Origin of the sequence: Shimia sp. R9_3 (genome assembly GCF_017743755.1) — a bacterium.
Taxonomy (GTDB): Bacteria; Pseudomonadota; Alphaproteobacteria; order Rhodobacterales; family Rhodobacteraceae; genus Shimia.
This window is the reverse complement of record NZ_JAGHRP010000005.1, coordinates 279,414-301,033: the sequence shown is the minus strand read 5'-3', so window position 1 is coordinate 301,033 and position 21,620 is coordinate 279,414. Positions and strand designations below refer to the sequence as shown.

The window sequence follows — 21,620 nt, the reverse complement described above, 5'->3', positions numbered from 1 at the left end:
ATGAACGCAGCAACCAAACTTCCCGGCGACGTGGGCGCCATCCACTTTGTGGGGATCGGCGGCATTGGCATGTCCGGCATTGCCGAGGTGCTGGTGAACCATGGCTATACGGTGCAGGGCTCTGATCTGAAGACCACCAAGATCACCCAGCGTCTGGCAGATATGGGAGCGACGGTGTTTGAAGGCCAGCGCGCAGAAAATCTGGAAAACGCCGAAGTGGTGGTGATTTCCTCGGCCATCAAACCGGGCAATCCGGAGCTGGATGAGGCCCGCCGCAAGGGCCTGCCGGTGGTGCGTCGCGCAGAAATGCTGGCCGAGCTGATGCGGTTGAAATCCAACATTGCTGTGGCAGGCACTCATGGCAAAACCACCACCACCACCATGGTTGCGGCGCTTCTGGATCATGGCCATTTTGACCCAACCGTGGTGAACGGCGGGATCATTCACGCCTATGGCTCTAACGCACGTGTGGGCGAGGGCGAATGGATGGTTGTGGAGGCCGATGAGAGCGACGGCACATTCAACCGTCTTCCGGCCACCATTGCGATTGTGACCAATATCGACCCGGAGCATATGGAGCACTGGGGCACCGAGGAGGCCTTGCACAAAGGCTTTTATGATTTTGTCTCCAACATCCCGTTTTACGGGTTGGCGGTATGCTGCACCGATGATCCGGATGTGCAGACGCTGGTGGGCAAGATCACCGACCGGCGCGTGGTGACCTTTGGCTTCAATGCCCAAGCGGATGTGCGCGCGGTGAACCTGACTTATAAAGCGGGCGTGGCGCATTTTGACATCGCGCTGCAAGCTGAGGGCAAGGTGATCGAAGGCTGCACTTTGCCGATGCCGGGGGACCACAATGTGTCCAATGCGCTTTCGGCCGTGGCCATCGCCCGTCATTTGGGCATGAAGCTTGAGGAAATCCGCGCAGCACTCGCGGCCTTTGGCGGCGTGAACCGCCGTTTCACCAAAGTGGGCGAAGTGCTGGGTGGCGTGCCGGTGATTGATGATTATGGCCACCATCCTGTGGAGATCGCCGCGGTGCTGAAAGCCGCGCGGCAGGCGATTGGCGACAGCGGCGGGCGGGTCATTGCCGTGCATCAGCCGCACCGTTTCACACGTCTGCATTCGCTGTTTGAGGATTTCTGCACCTGCTTCAATGAAGCCGATGTGGTGGGCATTGCCGATGTCTTTGCCGCCGGTGAAGCGCCGATTGAAGGGGCGAGCCGTGATGATCTGATCAATGGGCTGGTGGCGCATGGGCATCGTCATGCGGTGGCCATCTCTGAGGAAAGCGATCTGGTCGCCTTGGTCAAAGACACCGCAAAACCCGGTGACATCGTTGTCTGCCTTGGCGCAGGGTCGATCAGCGCCTGGGCCAATGGGTTGCCGGGGCATCTGGGCGCCTAAGTTTTGGTGGCTTGCGCGCACCTCACAGCGCAGTAGAGTGCCTCTGAAAGAGATATGAGGGACATGACGTGAGCCTATCTTTGACCCTTGCCTGCGTTTGGGTGCTGGCCGCCGCCGTGGTGGCCATGCTGCCTTTGCAGAAACAATTCGCCGTCGGCTGGGCCTTGTTTGTGGCCGCGATGATCCTGATTGCGGTGATCTTTTATGAGCACGGTTGGCTGTTTGGCGGGCTGGCGCTTTTCGGCTTTGTCTCCATGTTCCGCCGTCCGTTGAACTATTATGTGCGCAAGTGGATGGGGCTGCCTGTCGAGAGCGACATTGCCGAGGCTGAGGAATGAGCCTGTCGCTGACCTGTGCCTTTGTCTGGCTGATTGCGGCCAATCTGCGCGCGATGTTTCCGTCCAAGGACAATCTCTGGACCTTTGCCTATGTGATGATTGCGCTTGGTGTGCCGATTGTGATCGGCGTGGCCATTCAGCATAACATCTGGTTGGCGCTGGTGCTGGTGGGCATGGGCGCTTGGATCATGCGGTGGCCGGTGATCTACCTGTGGCGCTGGGTTAAGGGGAAGATCGAATGATCGCCGATCTGATCCTTGATGTGACCCTTGGGCTGAATGCACTGGTCTGGTTTGCAGTGATGCTGATGCCGCTTTATGGCGCGGTGACAGGATTTCGTCGCACCCGACCTTTGCTGAAACGCGCAAGTTTGATCCTGATCTGTCTGGCGGTTCTGCTGGCCTCGTTGCTGGTGACGCTCAGCACCTTTGACACCGTTTCTGATCCGGAGTCATTGGCGGCGCTTTATGCCTATAGCGGCTGGCTGTTGCTGGCTTTGCCCGGCGTGCTGGCGATGGGCTGGGGGCTGCATTTTGCAATCTTCCGGCTGCGCAATCGCGCTTAGGCGGGAATTGGCGCCATGCCAGAGGTCAGGGGCTTGCCGGGCTGAGGTCGCTTCGGTATCGGTGCAGGGACCATAAGACCCCGAAGGACCCCTGACATGACTGATCTGCCCACACCGCGCGGCAAGCTAACGCCTGGCAAGGAGCTGTCGGGGCTGACTTGGCTGCGTGTGGGTGGCCCGGCGGATTATCTGTTTCAGCCCGCGGATGTGCAGGATCTGGCGGATTTCCTCAAAGCACTGCCCAAAGATGTGGCGGTGTTTCCGATGGGGGTCGGCTCCAATCTGATCGTGCGCGATGGCGGTTTGCGCGCCGTGGTGATCCGCATGGGGCGCGGCTTTAACGGCATTGAAATTGAAGGAAACCGCGTGCGCGCCGGTGTGGCTGCGCTGGATGCGCATGTGGCGCGCAAGGCGGCTGCCGAAGGTGTTGATCTGACCTTTCTGCGCACCATTCCCGGCGCGATTGGCGGCGCGGTGCGTATGAATGCAGGGTGCTACGGCAGCTATACCGCAGATGTGTTTATGCAGGCGACGGCTGTCACGCGCGAGGGCGAGATCGTGACGCTTACAGCGGAGGATCTGAATTTCCAGTACCGCCAGACGGATCTGCCGGAGGGCTGGGTGCTTGTGGAGGCGGTTTTGGAAGGCCCATCCGGTGATCCGGAAGAGCTCGCTGCGCGCATGGAGACACAATTGGCCAAGCGCGATGCGACGCAACCCACCAAAGACCGCTCCGCTGGCAGCACCTTCCGCAATCCGGCTGGCTTCTCCTCTACTGGGAAGGCGGATGATGTGCATGACCTCAAAGCCTGGAAGGTGATTGATGATGCAGGGATGCGCGGCGCACGCATAGGTGGCGCGCAAATGAGCGAGATGCATTCCAATTTCATGATCAATACCGGCGACGCCACAGCGGCAGATTTGGAAAATCTGGGCGAGGAAGTGCGAAAAAGGGTTTTCCAAAACAGCGGAATAGAGCTACAGTGGGAAATCATGCGGGTCGGGGAACCGTCCGCTGACTAATTTCTTACCAAATGCTTAATAACAGGCACAAAAAAGCGGTTTGAAGATATCACAACAAGGGCGCAAAGCCCGATAAAACAGGGCAAAGCCCGAACTGAGAGCAGGGCACAAAGCCCAATCCGAGCAGGCATCCCTTGCCTGAATAAAAATGCGGCTGAACAAGGCCGCGATAACGAGTCCGAAGGGCTCAAACCAAAACAGGGCCGAAAACGGCTCGGGACATTGAGGCACGTTGGGTATGTCAGAGCAGACAAACCCCAAAGTTGCAGTTGTGATGGGCGGACCCTCTGCAGAACGCGAGGTTTCGCTTTCCACAGGGCGTGAATGCGCTGCTGCGCTGCGGGAAGCAGGATATGAGACCGTCGAGCTTGATGCCGGGTCGGATCTTGTTGCGCGCCTTAAGGAGATTTCTCCGGATGTGATTTTCAATGCGCTGCATGGCCGCAGGGGCGAAGACGGCTGTGTGCAGGGCATTTTTGAATGGATGCGCATCCCCTACACCCATTCCGGTGTGCTTGCCTCGGCCCTTGCCATGGACAAGCAGCGCGCCAAAGAGGCTTTCAAAGCCGCCGGTCTGCCGGTGGTGGAAAGCGTGATAGCGGACAAAGCCGATGTGAGTGCGCGCCACGTGATGGAACCGCCCTATGTGGTGAAGCCCAACAATGAGGGCTCCTCGGTTGGCATCTATATCGTCAACGCCGGAGCCAACACGCCGCCCAAACTGGCGGAGACCATGCCGGATGAGGTGATGGTGGAAACCTATGCACCTGGCCGTGAATTGACGACCACCGTGATGGGCGACCGCGCTTTGGGCGTGACCGATATCATCACCGAAGGCTGGTATGATTATGAGGCGAAATACGCCGAGGGCGGATCGCGCCATGAGATCCCCGCGCAGGTGCCGCAAGAGATCTACGACGCCTGCATGGACTTTGCCGTGCGCGCACACAATGCGCTTGGCTGCCGGGGTGTCTCGCGCACCGACTTCCGCTGGGATGAGGCGCGTGGTTTGGATGGGCTGATCCTGCTGGAAGTCAACACGCAACCGGGCATGACCCCCACATCGCTGTCGCCGGAGCAGGCGGCGCATTGCGGCATGTCATTTGCAGAGTTCTGCAGCTGGATGGTGGAGGACGCCTCATGCGATCGCTGAGCGCGCCAAAGCGCAAAAAGCCGCGTCACGATCCTGCGCCGAGCCGGTGGGCCTATCGCTTTGAGCGGCTGATGCTGACGCCGCTCTTTCGCTTTTGCCTGCGTACGGTTGTGCCGTTTGCTGTCGTGGCTGGTGGTACGCTGATCTATTTCTCTGATGAGGATCGTCGCGAGGCACTGAGCCTTGCGATCAATGATCTGCGCCGCGAGATTGCGACACGCCCTGAGTTCATGGTCAGCGCCATGGCGATTGATGGTGCCTCAGATGGCACCTCCGAGGACATCCGCGATATTCTGTCGCTGAGTTTTCCGGTGAGCTCCTTTGATCTTGATCTGCCCGCCATTCAGGCGCGGGTCAGTGAGCTGCCGTCCATCGCCAGCGCCTCGGTGCGGGTGCGCACCGGCGGGGTGTTGCAGCTTGATATTGCAGAGCGCACGCCAGTTGTTGTTTGGCGCACCCATGAGGGGCTGACGCTTGTGGATCCGGATGGTCATGTGACCGGTCCGGCTGTGTCGCGCAGTGCTCATGCACAGATGCCGCTGATTGCGGGCGAGGGCGCTGAAGGCCATGTGCGCGAAGCGTTGGAGCTTTTTGCTGCGGCTGATCCGATCGCGGATCGTGTGATCGGCCTTGTGCGTGTCGGGGAGCGGCGCTGGGACGTGGTGCTGACCCGTGAGCAGCGGATTTTGCTGCCGGAGCAGGGGGCTGTGCAGGCGCTTGACCGTGTGGTCGCGCTCAACAGCGCGCAGGAGCTTCTGGAGCGCGATATTTCGGTGGTGGACATGCGGCTGACCCGTCGTCCGACCATCCAACTTACAGAAAATGCCGTCGAGGACTGGTGGCGCACCAGTCAGATAACCTTGGGGACAACAGGACAATGACAGAGCTGTATCAAAGCCAGCGCGCCATGCGTGCGATGCGCAAAGCGGCCATGCAACGCGGTGTGATTGCGGTTCTGGATGTGGGAACGTCCAAGATCGCCTGTCTGGTTCTGCGCTTTGACGGCTCGGATCGGCTGGCCAGCGTTGAGGGCATCGGCTCCATGGCGGGGCAGAGCGGCTTTCGGGTGATCGGCGCCAACACCATCATGTCCCGTGGTGTGAAGTTTGGCGAAATCGACACCATGCAGGAAACCGAGCGTGCCATTCGCACCGTGGTGCAGGCAGCGCAGAAGATGGCCAAGATCCGCGTAGACCACGTGATCGCCTGTTTCTCCGGCGCGGAGCCGCGCTCTTACGGTTTGGACGGCCAGATTGATGTGCATGGTCAAGTGGTTGGTGAGCAGGATGTGGCGCGCGTGCTTGCCGCCTGTGATGTGCCCGACTATGGCGCGGACCGCGAAGTGTTGCATGCACAGCCGGTAAACTTTGCGCTGGACCACCGCTCTGGTCTCAATGACCCGCGCGGGCAGGTGGGGCAGGTGCTGACCACTGACATGCATATGCTGACTGTCGACAAAGCGGCGGTGCAGAACCTTGTGCATTGTATCAAGCGCTGTGATCTGGAACTGGCGGGGATTGCCTCCTCGGCCTATGTCTCCGGTCTGTCCGCACTGGTGGAAGATGAACAGGAGCTTGGCGCGGCGTGCATCGATATGGGGGGCGGGGCGACCAGCCTGTCGATCTTCATGAAGAAGCACATGATCTTTGCCGACACAGTGCGCATGGGCGGCGATCACGTCACCGGCGACATCTCCATGGGGCTTCAGGTGCCCATGGCCACGGCGGAGCGGATCAAGACCTTCTATGGCGGCGTTGTGGCCACCGGGATGGATGATCGCGACATGATTGAGCTGTCCGGGGATACCGGCGATTGGGAGCATGATCGGCGCACGGTGAGTCGCGCAGAATTGATTGGAATCATGCGCCCGCGTGTCGAAGAAATCCTCGAAGAAGTGCGCGCGCGGCTGGACGTGGCCGGGTTTGAGCACCTTCCAAGCCAACAAATTGTGCTGACCGGCGGCGGCAGCCAGATCCCGGGATTGGACGGTTTGGCCTCCAAAATCCTGGGTCAGCAGGTGCGCCTTGGCCGCCCGATGCGCGTGCATGGGCTGCCGCAGGCAGCGACCGGGCCGGGCTTTGCCGCCACAGTTGGCATGTGCCTTTTTGCAACCCATCCGCAGGACGAATGGTGGGACTTCGACCTGCCGGTGGATCGCTATCACTCGCGCACCATCGGGCGCGCGGTGCGGTGGTTCCGGGAAAATTGGTGAGGCTTTAGTTGGGGATAAAGTGACGAAAGTGACTTTTTGGGGGTGACCTCATCGGACTGCGCCGTTAAGGTTTTCGTAACCGCCAGAGAACGCGGATCAAGCAGGCCGAGCAGTGGTCTCCGATATCATAGTAGCCAGTCTCGTGACGCCAGAGGTGTCTCGGATGGTTCCGTAGTGTTGTGCTGCGCATGGATTGCCCCGCAAAATATCGCGGTTTCGGCAAGATGCCGCTAGTTTTATAATTTTTCCTCCACATTTTGTGGCGAAATGCGCTTTTTGGGATGACGATTCCGGAAAGCGTGTTTAATAATGTGTTGGAGTAGGCAGAAAATGGCCCGCTGTGGCGGGTAAACAACAGGCGGACAGTTCTATGGCTTTGAATCTGACGATGCCCGATGAGGGTGATCTGAAACCCCGTATCACCGTATTTGGTGTAGGCGGCGCAGGCGGCAACGCGGTCAACAACATGATCGATAAAGCGCTGGAAGGCGTGGAGTTCGTTGTGGCGAACACCGACGCGCAGGCGTTGCAGCAGAGCAAATCTGACAGCCGTGTGCAGCTGGGCGTAAAGGTCACCGAAGGTTTGGGCGCTGGGGCGCGCGCAACCGTTGGCGCCGCGGCCGCTGAAGAAAGCATCGAGGAGATCGTGGATCACCTCGCAGGCGCACACATGTGCTTCATCACCGCAGGTATGGGCGGCGGCACCGGCACCGGTGCGGCCCCGATCATCGCGCAAGCCGCGCGTGAACTGGGTGTTCTGACGGTGGGTGTTGTCACCAAGCCGTTCCAGTTTGAAGGTGCCAAGCGCATGCGTCAGGCCGAAGAAGGCGTGGAGCAGCTGCAAAAGATGGTCGACACGCTGATCATCATCCCGAACCAGAACCTATTCCGCCTCGCCAACGAAAAGACCACCTTCACTGAAGCCTTCTCCATGGCGGATGACGTGCTCTATCAGGGCGTGAAAGGTGTGACTGATCTGATGGTGCGTCCGGGCCTGATCAACCTCGACTTCGCGGACGTGCGTGCCGTGATGGACGAGATGGGCAAAGCGATGATGGGCACCGGCGAAGCAACCGGCGAAGATCGCGCTATCCAAGCGGCAGAGAAGGCGATTGCCAACCCGCTGCTGGACGAGATCTCCCTGCGCGGTGCCAAGGGCGTGCTGATCAACATCACCGGTGGTCACGACCTGACCCTGTTCGAACTGGACGAAGCGGCCAACCGTATCCGCGAGGAAGTCGACGCCGACGCCAATATCATCGTGGGCTCCACCATGGACGACACGCTGGAAGGTGGCATGCGCGTATCCGTCGTTGCCACTGGCATTGACGCCGCAGAAGCCAACGCAGCTATGCCGCTGCCGCGCCGCTCCATGAAAGCGCCGCTGCCACAGGCTGAAGTTGAAGCAGCACCGGCTGCCGCAGCCCCTGTTGAGCAGGCACCGGTTGCCGCACAGGCCGCACCAGCGGCTGCGCAACCTGCCGCAGCAGCTCCAGCAGAGCCATCCCTGTTCCCGCAGATGGACGCACAGCGCGCCGCCGCGGAAGAGCAGATGGAAGACATCTTTGAAGCGCCCGCCGCACCGACAGCACCGGCCGCGCCGACCTTTGATGCCGCTTCCGCAGGTGCTGATGTGCCACCACCGGCTTATCAGCCGACCGCCGCACAACAGGTGCAGCCGCAGATGTTTGAGGAAGAAGAGCCTCAGGATTTCGTTGCGCCACAGCGTCCGGCTCCGGGCACACCGACACCACAGCTGATGCAGCGCCTGCAAGCCGCTGTTGAGAAAGCGCCGGCCGCACCGGCCCGTCCGGCTGCAGCAGCGCCTGTGCAGGAGCCACGTGCAGAAGAGCGTCCGCGCTTTGGCATCAACTCGCTGATCAACAAGATGACCGGCCACGCTGCTGAGCAGCAACCAGCCGCACGTCCGGCACCTGCTGCACCGGTTGCGCGCCAGCAACCAGCGGTTCAGTCGCAGGCACCGGCCACGCAAATGGACGAAGATCAGGAACGTATTGAAATTCCGGCCTTCCTGCGCCGTCAAGCGAACTGATTTATTCAGCTTAACACGTGAAGAGGTCGCCTTTTACAGGCGGCCTTTTTATTTTTGTTTGCAACGGCTTGTGCGGTTCGTGGCGGGTTTTTGCCGAACTGTTACAAACATGTTTCAGTCCGTTGCAAAGCTTTATTTGAGGTGACGGGCGGAACCAACTACCTCACTATTGCGGCCAAATGGGGTGCGCCGCGTAACCTTTGAGGATCACCGTGCAAGCCACTTTGAAAACACCAGTTCATTTCGTTGGAACCGGCCTACACTCCGGCGCTGAAGTGCACCTGACCGTGCGCCCGGCTTCGTCAGACTACGGCATCTGGTTCAAGCGGACGGACATTCTGGTGGGCGATGCGATGATCCCGGCGCGCTGGGATGTGGTTGAACAAACCGCGCTCTGCACCCGTATTCTCAACTCCGCAGGTGTGGCGGTGTCCACCATTGAGCACCTGATGGCGGCTCTGGCGGGCTGCGGCATCCACAATGCGTTGATCGAGATAGACGCGGCTGAAGTGCCGATCCTTGATGGCAGCTCTGCGGAATTTGTGCGCGGCTTCCTGAAAGCGGGCATCGTGAGCCAGCATGCGTCTGTCTGGGCTATCGAAGTTCTGAAGCCGGTGTCGGTCACCCGTGGCGACGCGGTTGCTGAGCTGCTGCCAGCAGATGAAATGCGCATCGATTTTCACATCGACTTTGTTGATGAAGCCATTGGTCAACAGACCAAGACCCTGAGCCTTGCCAACGGCAGCTTTGTGCGCGAGCTGTGTGACAGCCGCACTTTCTGTCGTCAGGCGGATGTCGAAGCCATGCAGGCCAATGGTCTGGCGCTGGGGGGCGACCCAACAGAGAACGCTGTGGTGTTTGATGGTGCCAAAGTCAGTGCGCAGGGGGGGCTGCGCCACTCCGATGAGCCTGTGCGTCACAAGATGCTGGACGCGATGGGCGATCTCTATCTTGCCGGTGCGCCTCTACTGGCGCAGTATCGCGGCCACCGTGCCGGACACGCCCTGACCAATGCGCTTCTGCGTGAGCTTTTTGCTGATCCATCAGCATGGCGTCTGGTGGAATGCACGGCCGCACAGGCCGCACGTTTGCCTGGTGCGGGCGTGCATATGGGCGAGGTTCCTGCGGTCGCCTAAATGTGATTGCAAGATTTGAAGCCAAAGACGTTTTGCCCGGGAAAATTCTGTGCTAACAGCATTCTGGAAGGGTGGGTAAATCCCGCGATGAAGAGAAGGTTGAGCACTATGTCAGGCATCGGGTCGCGGGCACGTCTTCTGGGATCGGTTCTGGCACTGGCCGTTGTGGTGGCCTGTGGCGACAATGACGCAAGCGACGCACGCCGTGGTTTGATCGATCTGGAACAATTCACACCGGAACAGATTTACGAGCGTGGCGAATTCGAGCTGGCAAGGAATCGCGGCACGGATGCGGCGTTCTTCTTTTCTGAGATTGAGCGGCTTTACCCTTATTCAGAGCTGTCCCAGCGCGCCTTGATCATGCAGGCGTTTTCTTATCACGCCGATAAGAGCTATCCCGAGAGCCGGGCTGCAGCACAGCGCTATATCGACTTTTATCCGGCGGATGAGGATGCGGCCTATGCGCAGTATCTTCTGGCGCTGAGCTATTATGACCAGATCGACGAAGTGGGGCGTGACCAAGGACTGACCTTTCAGGCTCTGCAAGAGCTGCGCAAGGTCATCGAGATATATCCGGACAGCGAATATGCCCGTTCGGCGGCGCTGAAATTTGATCTGGCCTTTGACCACCTCGCCTCCAAAGAGATGGAAATCGGCCGCTACTACCTGCGCCGGGATCACTTTGCGGCGGCGATCAAGCGTTTCCGTGTGGTGGTAGAGGATTTCTCCACCACGACCCACACGGCAGAAGCGCTGCACCGTTTGGTTGAGGCGTATCTCTCGCTGGGTCTGGTGCAGCAGGCACAGACCGCAGGGGCCATTCTCGGTTATAACTTCCAGTCCACCGAGTGGTATGAAGACAGCTACAAACTGTTGACGGGACGCGGGCTTGAGCTTGAGGCCGCAGGCGATGGCTGGCTCAATCAGGTTTACCGTCAGACCTTGAAGGGGCAATGGCTGTAACGGCGCGCAGGTTGCGCCCTGCCAACTGACCCACATGCTGCGCTCTCTTGATATCCGCGATATGCTGATCATTGATCGGCTTGAGCTGGCGTTTCAGCCTGGCCTCAATGTGCTGACCGGTGAGACCGGGGCAGGCAAATCCATTTTGCTCGACAGTCTGGGCTTTGTGCTGGGCTGGCGCGGGCGTGCCGAGTTGGTGCGCGCAGGGGCGGAGCAGGGTGAGGTCGTGGCAGAGTTTGATCTGCACGAAGGCCATCCTGCGCACGCCATTCTCGAAGAGGCTGGGCTGCCTGGAGGTGAAGAGCTGATCCTGCGGCGGGTGAACCGCACCGATGGCCGCAAGACGGCATGGGTGAACGATCGGCGTGTGTCGGGGGAAGTGCTGCGGCGCTTGTCTGAGACCTTGGTGGAGCTGCACGGTCAGCATGATGACCGGGGTCTGTTGAACCCCAAGGGCCACCGCGACCTGCTCGATATTTTTGCGGATACCGAAAAGCTGCGCGGCAAAACCCGCAGCACCTGGAGCGCGGTGACCAAGGCGCGCAAGGCGTTGACCGCAGCCGAGGCGGCGCTGGCGGAGGCAAAAGCCGAAGAGGACTTCCTGCGCCATGCGGTGGCTGAGCTTGATAAGCTTGATCCCCAACCGGGAGAAGAAGCCGAGCTCGATACCCGCCGGCGCATGATGCAGGGTGCTGAGAAGGTGCGTGAGGACGTCAGCCGCGCCCATGCGGCGCTTGGCAATGGCGGTGCGGAGAGCGCCATGGGCGACGCCCTGCGCTGGCTGGATGGTGCTTTGGCGGAAACAGGCGGGGCGCTTGACGCGCCGGTCGCGGCATTGGAGCGCGCGCTCAATGAGGTGAGCGATGCGGTTGACGGCATCGAGCGCTGTTTGGAGGCGTTGGATTTCAACCCGCATGAGCTGGAAGAGATCGAAGAGCGTCTGTTTGCGATCCGGGCTTTGGCGCGCAAGCATGGCGAAGTGCCAGATGAGCTTGGCACATTTGCGCAAAACCTGCGCACGCGCCTGGCCGCGCTGGATGCGGGCGAGGGCAATATTGCGGCGCTGACCGCAGATCTCAATGCGGCAGAGAGCGCTTATGACGCCGCTGCAAACGCCCTGACCAAGGCGCGCCAGACCGCTGCCAAAGGGCTTGATAAGGCCGTCATGGGCGAGCTTGCGCCGCTCAAGATGGAACGCGCGGTGTTTGAGACCCGCATCAGCGAAGGCGACGCCGGTCCGGAAGGCCGCGACGCGGTGGAGTTTGTGGTGGCCACCAACCCTGGCGCGCCGGCAGGGCCGCTTGCCAAGATCGCCTCAGGCGGTGAATTGAGCCGGTTCCTTCTGGCGCTGAAGGTGTGCCTGACCAGCGACATCAGCGGCATGACCCTGATCTTTGACGAAATCGACCGCGGTGTGGGCGGCGCGACTGCGGATGCGGTGGGCCGACGCCTGAAAGCATTGGCCGATGGCGGGCAGGTGCTTGTTGTGACCCACTCTCCGCAGGTGGCCGCGCTTGGCGCGCATCACTGGCGCGTGGAAAAGAGCGTGAAAAACAATCAGACCCTCAGCCGTGTGGTGCCTTTGAGCGCGGATGAGCAGATTGACGAAGTGGCCCGTATGATCTCTGGTGACACGATCACCAGCGAAGCCCGCGCCGCCGCCAGAGCGCTTCTGGGCTGACGCAACGGTCTGCGCTGCCTCAGGCGTGGCAGCTGTCGCACAATTGTCCACATTCATGTGAAATGCGGGGCTTACCCCTTTGCTATGACAGCAAAACCCGCGTAGAGCAGAGAAGACCCCCAATGGGTCTGACTCCCGGAGATTTTGCGGCCCAATGGCGAAATCGGTTGGCTCCTTTCTGGCGGAAAGCGCTCAAGACGCGGCAAACACTTGTCGTGGAGGATGGCGCGTGCTGGTCACCAAGGGGCCAAGTCAGTTTCAGTTCTGGATCATCGCGCTTTGTATCGGGATTGCCGCCGGTTTTGCGGCTTTGTTCTTTCGCAAAGGCATCCATTGGCTGCAGTCCACGCTTTATGGCGCTGAGGATCTGACCAAGCTGCACAGCTTTGCCTATACGCTGCCATGGTACTGGTTGCTGGTGATCCCGACCGTCGGTGGCTTGGTGGTTGGATTGATCCTGCACCACTTCACGCCGGATGGGCGGGTGCGCTCTGTGGCGGATGCCATCGAAGGCGCCGCATTGCATGAAGGGCGTGTTGAGAAACGGGCCGGGATTGCCTCTGCCTTTGCTTCGCTCATCACCCTGTCCTCTGGCGGCTCGACCGGTCGCGAGGGGCCTGTTGTGCATGTGGCGGGCGTGATTTCGAGCTGGGTCAGCGACCGCATCAATGCCAATGGCATCACCGGGCGCGATCTGTTGGGCTGTGCGGTTGCGGCGGCCGTCTCTGCCTCCTTTAATGCGCCGATTGCCGGGGCGCTCTTTGCGCTGGAGGTGGTGCTGCGCCACTTTGCCGTGCACGCCTTTGCGCCCATCGTGATTGCCGCCGTTGCTGGCACGGTGATCAACCGGCTGGAGTTTGGCGATGTCACGGAGTTCATGCTCAACACCGGCACCGAGCTGCAATTTTATCAAGAGCTGCCCGCCTTCCTGATCCTTGGCGGGATTTGCGGGCTGGCGGCTGTGGCGCTGATGTGGACGATCTTCTGGGCAGAAGACATGGCCAACCACGTGCAGGAAGAGCTGCGCATCCCACGGTGGCTGCGTCCGGCGATTTCAGGCATTTTGCTGGGCATTCTGGCGATTTGGTTCCCGCATATTATTGGCGTCGGCTATGAGACCACCTCTGCGGCTCTGACAGGGCAGCTGCTGTTGCATGAGGCAGTGGTCTTTGCGGTGTTGAAGGTGATTGCCGTCTCCATCACCATGGCGGGCCGTATGGGCGGGGGCGTGTTCTCACCTGCCTTGATGTTGGGCGCGTTGACCGGTTTGGCCTTTGGCATGATTGCCACGGCGATCTTCCCCGATGTGTCCGGCACCACCACGCTTTATGCGCTGGCCGGGATGGGGGCCGTGGCCGCCGCCGTGTTGGGCGCGCCGATTTCCACCACACTGATCGTGTTTGAAATGACCGGAGACTGGCAGACAGGGCTGGCGGTGATGGTGGCGGTTTCGATCTCCACCGCGCTCAGCTCCCGCCTTGTGGATGGCTCGTTCTTCCTCACCCAGCTTGAGCGACGCAACGTGCATATCGCAGCAGGCCCGCAGGCCTATCTGCTGGCGCTTTGTGGGGTGGCCAAGGTGATGCGGAGCAATGATGATCCCAAAGCAGCCCCAGAGGAGCGGTGCTGGGAGATGGTGGCTGAAGGCTGTTATGTGAGCGGCAATGCCACGCTGGAAAGCCTGATGCCGATGTTTGAAGCCACAGGCGAGGCCTTTATCCCCGTGGTTACGGTGGTGGGCGAAGATGCCTCACTAGAGCTGTTGGGGGCGGTCTTTCACGTGGATGCGCTGCGGGCCTACAACAAAGCGCTGGCGGAAACCGCAGCCGAAGAGCATTCCTGAGCGCTTGCGTGCTTACTCGTAAAATTCCACAGAGGTTGCCCGCAGTTTGTAGGTCGCGCTGACATCAGAGTCCCCATCGACCAGAAACAAAGAGCTTATCGTCGGATCGTTGCGCAGCTCGCCAGTGATCCAGACCGGGGTGTAAAGCCCCTCCGGCTCAAAGCCTTCCGGATAGCTCACGTGCACAATCTGATTGGCAGGGGGCGGGGGTACGTGGATACAGGCGCCGACCGTTGGCACCAGCAGGAATTCGGTGGCCTTGTCGCCGTTCATCTCAAGCGGCAGCAGGTAGCCGGGCAGGCGGATGGACTGGCCAACCACAGCGTCATTGGGTGCGCTGGCCTCGGCCTCCAGCTGCGCCATGATACGCAGGCGCTCAGACAGCAGGAAATCCACCTTCACACCCTGATCATAGAGCACGCCACGCAGAGCCTTGGCATCTGCGGCGGCGTCTTTGTCGTTGTCTTCTTCGGCAATGGTGTCCAGCCGCAGGACGCGGGCGAGGTTTTCCATTTGCTCGTTGGTGAGGGTTTCAAAGGGGTTTTTGATCGGTGTGGTTGGCCCTACAAGATCATCCCAGCCCAGCTCACGCGGCTCTGAAGCAAGGCTTGCGGTGCCCAGGCCCGCAGAGATCAGCGCTGCTGCGGCTGCAGTGAATAGCAGTTTCATCGTTGGTGTCCTCACACTCAAAGCCGTGTTGCCAGCCCATCTGCCAACGCCATGCGATATATACCCCAAGCTGGCAGAAAACTGGCCAAGAGGCCAAAACAAAAGATCGCGATCAGGAAGCGCAGATCCGACGCCGAGTTTGCGGAAAAGCCGAGCGTTGGCCGACAGCGAGTGGATGTTCTGCTCATGTGCAGGAGCACACGTTCGCAAGCCTCAATGCATAGTGACACCTGCGTGATCGCAGGTGTCTTCTTGTCCGGCCACCCTTAGGTGAGCGCCTCAGTCTTCGTGCCCGCCATCGTCCCAGCCTCTTTGGCGAGAAGACGAGCGGCGGGAAGATGAGATCAGACGCGCTCGACCGTCACCAAATCGGAGCCGTGAAAAGCGATATGAGCCTTGATCCGCTCAACCGCTTCAATCGGGGCCTCATAACTCCAGGCGGCATCCTTGATGGTCGTGCTCTTGGTCACGATGGAATAATAGGAGGCGTCGCCTTTATGTGGGCAATGCGTGGTCTTTTCGCTGTCGTCCAGAAAGGCTGTCGCGATATCGGCGCGGGGGAAATAGATCACAGGCGCATGGCCCTCTTCGCTCAGCTCCAGTGCCGCGCTGCTTTCGCCCAAAATGGCGCCGCCAGCCCGCACAACCCAATTGCCGTCTGCCTTGCGAATGGTGATATTGCCGCTCATCAAATTTCCCCTTTTCCTCATCCTGTTGCCACTATCGCCGCTTTGTGACAGCGCTATGTCAGCTCAAACGACCTGCCGCACAGTCAAAGCGGCGCAGTTGCGCCATCCAACCACACATTCTCCTCTGGTGCGAGACGTGGTGACAAAAGCTGACGACACGTCGCATGGTAGTCATTGAGCCAGTCACGCTCATCAGCGCTCAGCATGTCGTGCACAATCAGCTCGCGGGAAATGGGTGTGTAGGTCAGGGTGCGGAACTGCAGCATTTCGCGGTGATCGTCGCCACCGGGCAGAGCAGGGGCCTCCTCAACCACAATCAGGTTCTCGATACGAATGCCAAAGGCATCGGGGCGATAATAGCCCGGCTCATTGGACAGGATCATACCTGCCTCAAGCGGCACGTCACTCACCCGGCTGAGGCGCTGTGGGCCCTCATGCACACAGAGATACGCACCAACACCATGGCCCAACCCGTGGTCAAAATCCTGCCCGGCCATCCAGAGTGGCAAACGGCCAATGGCCTCGATATGGCTGCCTGCGACGCCTTTGGGGAAGCGCATGCGTGACACGGCGATCATGCCCTGCAGCACACGGGTGAAGGCCACTTTTGCCTCAGTGTCGACCTCGCCAACCGGCAAAGTACGGGTGATATCCGTGGTGCCATCGGCATATTGTCCGCCGCTGTCGAGCACCATCAGCTCGCCCTCTTGCAGCTGGCGGTTGGTGTCTTCCGTGACGCGGTAATGCATGATCGCGCCGTGCGGGCCGGAGCCGGCAATGGTGTCAAAGCTGATGTCCAGCAGCGCATTGGTGGCGCGGCGGCTGTCTTCCAGTTTGCGCACCACATCGATCTCGGTGAGGGCGGTTTTCTCCTGCGCGTCAAACCAGCTCAGGAAGGTGCTGACGGCCGCGCCGTCCCGCAGGTGCGCCTCCACCATGCCTGCAATTTCTGCGGCGTTTTTGCGCGCCTTTGGCATCACGCAGGGATCCTGATCATAGGCGATCTCTGCCGCGCTCTGGGCGACGGCGGCCTGCACTGCGATTGGTGCGCTTGCTTTGTCCAGTCGCACGGTGCCGCTGGATTTGGTCAGATGCGCAATAAAGCCTGCTGGATCATGGACACGCACCTCTGCGCCCAGATGGTCCTGAACCGCTGAAAGCTTTGCCTCTGCCATGAACAGATCCACGCTGGCATCCGCGTTGAGGATGGCAAACCCATGGGCCAGCGGGTTGCGCGGAATGTCGGCACCGCGGATGTTGAGCAGCCAGGCGATGCTGTCCGGAAGCGTGATCACCGCAGCGTCATGGCCCGCCGAAGACAGCTCGGCGGCCAAACGGGCACGTTTCTGGGTGTGGCTTTCCCCTGCAATATCCGTGGGATGGGCTTTCACAGCAGCCATTGGCGCGTCAGGCTGATCCTCCCAGATTGCGTCAATCGGGTTGGCCATGGGCACAAAGGTGATGTCGGTGCCAGCCACCGCTTTTTGCAGCGCTTCAAGCTGGCCAATTGTGTAGAGCCAGGGGTCAAAGCCAACGCGCCCCGCGCCCAGATGCTCCACAATCCAAGGCCCTGGCAGGACCTCAGGCCAATCCACTGGTGTGTAGCAGTCGGCCACCTGTTCTTTGACCTGTGTGCGGTAGCGCCCGTCGACAAAAACACCGGCGATGTCGCTCAACACCACGCAGAACCCGGCAGAGCCGGTAAAGCCCGTCAGCCAGGCCAGACGATCGTCACGTGGCGCGACATATTCCCCTTGATGGGCATCCGCGCGCGGGACCAGAAACCCGTCCAGCCCTTGCGCCTTCAGACCCCCGCGCAGTTTCTCAAGCCGGGCAGGGCCTTGTTCCGGGCGTGCGGTGACGTTGAAATCCTGAAACATGGTGAGGCTCCGTGGCTGTAGGTTGAACGCGCGTTCAGTGATACGCAATCGCTCTGCAATGGCAAGTCAGTAAGAGAGGGAACTGGTGTTGGGGGAGCGGGGAGGGGGCAGCCCCCTCAGCCCCAGGATTTTGAGTGGGACATTTGGTACATGAGAAAACCGGCTTCTCATTCGTCAAATATCCCGGGGTGGGCACATCGTAGATGTGACAGGGGCAGAGCCCCTATCCCTTAACCTGCTTTGCGCATGCCCATCACACGTGCGCGCGCACGTGGGTCGCTGTCAAACAGGGCCGCCAGCTGTTCAGTCATGGCGCCGGCAAGCTGTTCCACGTCAGTGATGGTCACTGCGCGGTCGTAGTAGCGGGTCACATCATGGCCGATGCCGATAGCAAGCAGCTCAACAAGCTTGCGTTTTTCCACCATCGCGATCACGTCGCGCAAGTGTTTTTCCAGATAGTTGGCCGGGTTGACCGACAGGGTGCTGTCATCCACCGGCGCGCCGTCAGAGATCACCATCAGGATTTTACGCTGCTCTGGACGCATCATCATCCGGCGGTGCGCCCATTCCAGCGCCTCCCCGTCGATGTTTTCCTTGAGCAGGCCTTCTTTCATCATCAGGCCCAGATTGGGGCGCACGCGCCGCCATGGGGCGTCGGCGTGTTTGTAGATGATGTGTCGCAGATCATTGAGACGACCGGGCTGTTGCGGACGGCCGTCATTGAGCCATTTCTCCCGCGCTAGTCCGCCTTTCCAGGCACGCGTCGTGAAGCCGAGGATTTCGACCTTCACGTTGCAGCGCTCAAGCGTGCGCGCAAGCACATCGGCGCAGATCGCGGCAATAGAGATCGGGCGGCCACGCATGGAGCCGGAGTTGTCCAGAAGCAGCGTCACCACGGTGTCGCGGAATTCGGTGTCATGCTCCATTTTGAAGCTCAGAGGTGTGGTCGGGTTGGCCACAACCCGCGCCAGACGGCCCGCATCCAGCGTGCCTTCCTCCAGATCGAACTCCCAGCTGCGATTCTGCTGGGCCTGCAGGCGGCGCTGCAGACGGTTCGCAAGGCGGCTCACGGCGCCTTTGAGCGGTTCAAGTTGCTGGTCGAGATAGGCGCGCAGGCGCTCCAGCTCGATAGGCTCGGCCAGATCTTCGGCAGCAATCTCTTCGTCGTTGGTGGTGTCAAAAACCACATAGTTCGGGTCAGCCTCAGACACCGGAGGGGGCGGCGGTGGATCAAGCGGGGCCTCGCCATCAGGCATCTCCGCCTCATCAGACATTTCGTCTTCAGCCATGTCATCCATAGTGACCTGAGCTTCGGACATGTCCTGCTGCTCTTCCTGAGACTGCTCAGGGTTGGCTTCCGCGTCTTCTTCGTCTTGATCGTCCTCGCCGGTGCTGTCCGGGTTGTCCTCTTCCTCGGATTCGGGTTCCGCCTCGTCCTGTTCATCCTCAAGATCGTCGGGGTCGTCGCCAAGCTGGTCGCCGTAGCCGAGGTCGTCGATGATCTGACGGGCGAATTTTGCAAAAGCTTGCTGATCTGACAGAAGATCCTGCAGATCGTCCAGATGTTCGCCGGCGTTTTGTTCGATATAGCCGCGCCAGAGCTCCATCACATTGGCCGCTGCCGGGGGCAAATCGCGGCCGGTTGCCAGATGGCGGATCAGATAGCCTGCGGCGGTTGCCAGAGGGGCCTGATCGCGGGAGGCGATCTCACCATAGCCGCGGCCCGCAGCTTCGTGGCTGATCTTGACGTCAATATTGGTCGCGGTGCCCGGCATCTCGCGCGCACCCATGGCTTCGCAACGCGCGGTTTCCATCGCCTCATAGAGGTCACGTGCCATGCCTTGACCAGGCGCATAGCGCAGATGGGTCGCGTCATCGTGATATTTGTGCTGCAGCGCCAGCGCATCCGCCGTGCCGCGCGCCAAAAGCACCTCATCGCGGGTCATGCGGCGGCTCACTTGCGGCAGGCGCACGCTGTCGCCGGAAATGCCGGAAGGATCAACCGTGTAGGTCACCGACAATTCCGGATCGTCGGCCATCACTTTGGTGGCCTCTGCCAAGGCCTTTTTGAACGGATCAGCGGGGTTGTCGGACTTCTTGATCATGCCTGTGATTAATCACGGGAGCGGCGGCATGTGCAAGGCGTGAATGCGATTTCCTATGGTCTGAACGTCGCGGCCAAAGTGGCAACGCTGCCACGCTCACAGCACCATGTTGCGGCAATCGGCAATACGCTGGACAAGCGCCGCCTCAGCGCGTTCTGCCACACCGCGATCAAAGCTGTAGAAAGAATGTGCGAGCAGACCGGCGACTTCGCTCCATCCCTGCGCGCGCCACTGCACGGAAACCTGCGTGCCATCCTCGTCTGGCAAGGCATCGGGCAACACCGCTTCGAGCATCAGATCAAAGGTTTCCACCAAGGCGGCATTGCCATCCGCTTCTGGGTTTTGAACCGCACGCTGATGTGTGGTCAGCGCCGAGATGCGCCCGGAGCAGGTGGCAAAGGCTTGCGCCTGTTGGTGCGGCCAAATTGGCAGAGAGGAAGCAGCGGTGCCCATGGTCAGCAGGGCGGCGCCACAGAGAAGGCTGCGGAAGGTCGTGCGTGCTGAATATGTCATGTAACAAGTTTATGACGCTTCGGCGGTCAGTCAATACTGTATATACAAATGATATTACACATATATCTCACGTATGGGTGAGCGTGCCTGAAGTATGTACGTTCTGTGGCTCCGATTTGGAGACTTTGTTAAACGCACAACATTTCAGCCGCAGACTGAGCTTCGCACAAACAAAAAAAGCCGCCTCAAGGAGGCGGCTTCTCAACTTTCTCACAGCAGGTTTAGCCTAGGCTGACGCTGGCTGCGCTTTCCGGCAGTTCTTCGTCAAAGCAGCGCTGGTAGAACTCTGCAACGGTCTGGCGCTCCAGCTCGTCACATTTGTTTAGGAAGCTCAGGCGGAAGGCGTAGCCGACATTGCGGAAGATTTCTGCGTTTGCGGCCCAGTTGATCACGGTCCGCGGGCTCATCACAGTGGAGAGATCGCCGTTCATGAAGGCTGTCCGGGTCAGGTCCGCGACGGTGACCATCTGGTTCACGATCTTGCGGCCCTCAGCGGTGTTGTAGTGCGGCGCCTTGGACAGAACGATTGCGGCTTCCGCGTCATGGCTCAGATAGTTGAGCGTGCTGACCAGCGACCAACGGTCCATCTGGGCTTGGTTGATCTGTTGGGTGCCGTGATAGAGGCCAGTGGTGTCACCCAGACCAACGGTGTTTGCGGTGGCAAACAGGCGGAAGTAGGGGTTCGGCTTGATCACTTCGTTTTGGTCGAGCAACGTCAGCTTACCGTCTGCTTCCAGCACACGCTGGATCACAAACATCACGTCCGCACGGCCCGCGTCATATTCGTCAAACACGATCGCAGTTGGGTTGCGCAGAGCCCATGGCAGGATGCCTTCGTGGAATTCAGTGACCTGCTTGCCGTCGCGCAGCTTGATCGCGTCCTTACCGATCAGGTCGATACGGCTGATGTGGCTGTCGAGGTTCACACGCACACAGGGCCAGTTCAGACGCGCAGCAACCTGCTCGATGTGTGTGGATTTACCGGTGCCGTGGTAGCCCTGAATCATCACACGACGGTTGTGGCCAAAGCCCGCGAGGATCGCCAGCGTGGTTTCCGGGTCAAACTTATAGGTCGGGTCGATTTCCGGCACACGGTCTGTACGCTCTTCAAAACCCTTGATTTTCATATCGCTGTCGATGCCAAAGACTTCGCGCAGATCAATGTCTTCAGTGGGCTTTGTGTTGCTGTCCATGATGCCGTCGGCCATGCTCGTTGTCCTTCCATGTGCCGCGCAATCAGGGGCGGCTGAAATCTACCGGCCTTTGGTGCATCAAATTGAAAAGGATCACAAGCGAAACCACAAAAAAGACGCGGCGTTGTGCATTGGCTGCAAGGGGCCGCTCTTTTGGCGCGCTATTGATCAGGCAAAAGCGTTCGCCAAAGGCA

19 protein-coding genes are annotated in these 21,620 nt (G+C 60.0%); 13 read left to right on the top strand and 6 right to left on the bottom strand.

Annotation, left to right across the window (positions count from 1 at the left end; genetic code table 11):
* From murC to J7412_RS14935, 13 genes are all read left to right on the top strand, one after another.
* On the top strand, positions 1–1,410 hold the full coding sequence (gene murC / locus J7412_RS14995; RefSeq protein WP_209079369.1) for a UDP-N-acetylmuramate--L-alanine ligase: 1,410 nt from the start codon (positions 1–3) through the stop codon (positions 1,408–1,410).
* Positions 1,411–1,478: 68 nt separating this feature from the next.
* Entirely contained in the window at positions 1,479–1,748 is a 270-nt protein-coding gene (locus tag J7412_RS14990) for a DUF2484 family protein (RefSeq protein ID WP_209079368.1), read from the top strand.
* Entirely contained in the window at positions 1,745–1,990 is a 246-nt protein-coding gene (locus J7412_RS14985) for a DUF2484 family protein (RefSeq protein ID WP_209079367.1), read from the top strand. Before J7412_RS14990 ends, J7412_RS14985 begins: the two co-directional genes overlap by 4 nt.
* Positions 1,987–2,313, top strand: coding sequence for a hypothetical protein (locus J7412_RS14980; protein WP_209079366.1), 327 nt, complete (start codon positions 1,987–1,989; stop codon positions 2,311–2,313). Before J7412_RS14985 ends, J7412_RS14980 begins: the two co-directional genes overlap by 4 nt.
* A gap of 96 nt (positions 2,314–2,409) precedes the next feature.
* Positions 2,410–3,336, top strand: coding sequence for a UDP-N-acetylmuramate dehydrogenase (murB, locus tag J7412_RS14975; RefSeq protein ID WP_209079365.1), 927 nt, complete (start codon positions 2,410–2,412; stop codon positions 3,334–3,336).
* A 238-nt stretch (positions 3,337–3,574) separates the two neighbouring features.
* On the top strand, positions 3,575–4,489 hold the full coding sequence (locus J7412_RS14970) for a D-alanine--D-alanine ligase (protein WP_209079364.1): 915 nt from the start codon (positions 3,575–3,577) through the stop codon (positions 4,487–4,489).
* Positions 4,477–5,370 (top strand): cell division protein FtsQ/DivIB, encoded by an 894-nt coding sequence (locus J7412_RS14965; protein WP_209079363.1) that lies wholly within the window; start codon positions 4,477–4,479, stop codon positions 5,368–5,370. The genes J7412_RS14970 and J7412_RS14965 overlap by 13 nt, the downstream gene beginning before the upstream one ends.
* Entirely contained in the window at positions 5,367–6,701 is a 1,335-nt protein-coding gene (gene ftsA, locus J7412_RS14960; protein ID WP_209079362.1) for a cell division protein FtsA, read from the top strand. Before J7412_RS14965 ends, ftsA begins: the two co-directional genes overlap by 4 nt.
* A 370-nt stretch (positions 6,702–7,071) precedes the next feature.
* Entirely contained in the window at positions 7,072–8,754 is a 1,683-nt protein-coding gene (gene ftsZ / locus J7412_RS14955) for a cell division protein FtsZ (protein ID WP_209079361.1), read from the top strand.
* Positions 8,755–8,966: 212 nt separating this feature from the next.
* The gene (gene lpxC / locus J7412_RS14950; protein WP_209079360.1) at positions 8,967–9,890 is read left to right on the top strand and encodes a UDP-3-O-acyl-N-acetylglucosamine deacetylase; all 924 of its coding nucleotides are present in this window, start codon (positions 8,967–8,969) and stop codon (positions 9,888–9,890) included.
* 108 nt (positions 9,891–9,998) lie between these two features.
* Positions 9,999–10,853, top strand: coding sequence for an outer membrane protein assembly factor BamD (locus J7412_RS14945; protein WP_209079359.1), 855 nt, complete (start codon positions 9,999–10,001; stop codon positions 10,851–10,853).
* A 34-nt stretch (positions 10,854–10,887) separates the two neighbouring features.
* Positions 10,888–12,534, top strand: coding sequence for a DNA repair protein RecN (gene recN / locus J7412_RS14940; RefSeq protein ID WP_209079358.1), 1,647 nt, complete (start codon positions 10,888–10,890; stop codon positions 12,532–12,534).
* A 154-nt stretch (positions 12,535–12,688) separates the two neighbouring features.
* Positions 12,689–14,377: a chloride channel protein gene (locus J7412_RS14935; protein WP_209079357.1), complete on the top strand. Its 1,689-nt coding sequence runs from the start codon at positions 12,689–12,691 to the stop codon at positions 14,375–14,377.
* Between the two features lie 12 nt (positions 14,378–14,389).
* On the opposite strand, the gene J7412_RS14930 is transcribed toward J7412_RS14935, so the two are convergent.
* From J7412_RS14930 to cobS, 6 genes are all read right to left on the bottom strand, one after another.
* A complete protein-coding gene (locus J7412_RS14930; protein WP_209079356.1) occupies positions 14,390–15,046 on the bottom strand; it encodes a DUF3299 domain-containing protein in 657 nt (218 codons plus the stop codon).
* 344 nt (positions 15,047–15,390) lie between these two features.
* Positions 15,391–15,735 carry a DUF427 domain-containing protein gene (locus tag J7412_RS14925; protein WP_209063667.1) on the bottom strand — a complete coding sequence of 115 codons (345 nt, stop codon included), beginning with the start codon at positions 15,733–15,735 and terminating at the stop codon, positions 15,391–15,393.
* 83 nt (positions 15,736–15,818) lie between these two features.
* Positions 15,819–17,615 carry an aminopeptidase P family protein gene (locus J7412_RS14920; protein ID WP_209079355.1) on the bottom strand — a complete coding sequence of 599 codons (1,797 nt, stop codon included), beginning with the start codon at positions 17,613–17,615 and terminating at the stop codon, positions 15,819–15,821.
* A gap of 230 nt (positions 17,616–17,845) precedes the next feature.
* The gene (gene cobT / locus J7412_RS14915; protein WP_209079354.1) at positions 17,846–19,720 is read right to left on the bottom strand and encodes a cobaltochelatase subunit CobT; all 1,875 of its coding nucleotides are present in this window, start codon (positions 19,718–19,720) and stop codon (positions 17,846–17,848) included.
* Positions 19,721–19,816: 96 nt separating this feature from the next.
* A complete protein-coding gene (locus tag J7412_RS14910; protein WP_209063661.1) occupies positions 19,817–20,233 on the bottom strand; it encodes a hypothetical protein in 417 nt (138 codons plus the stop codon).
* 221 nt (positions 20,234–20,454) lie between these two features.
* Positions 20,455–21,441, bottom strand: coding sequence for a cobaltochelatase subunit CobS (gene cobS / locus J7412_RS14905; RefSeq protein ID WP_209063659.1), 987 nt, complete (start codon positions 21,439–21,441; stop codon positions 20,455–20,457).
* Positions 21,442–21,620: the final 179 nt, after the last annotated feature.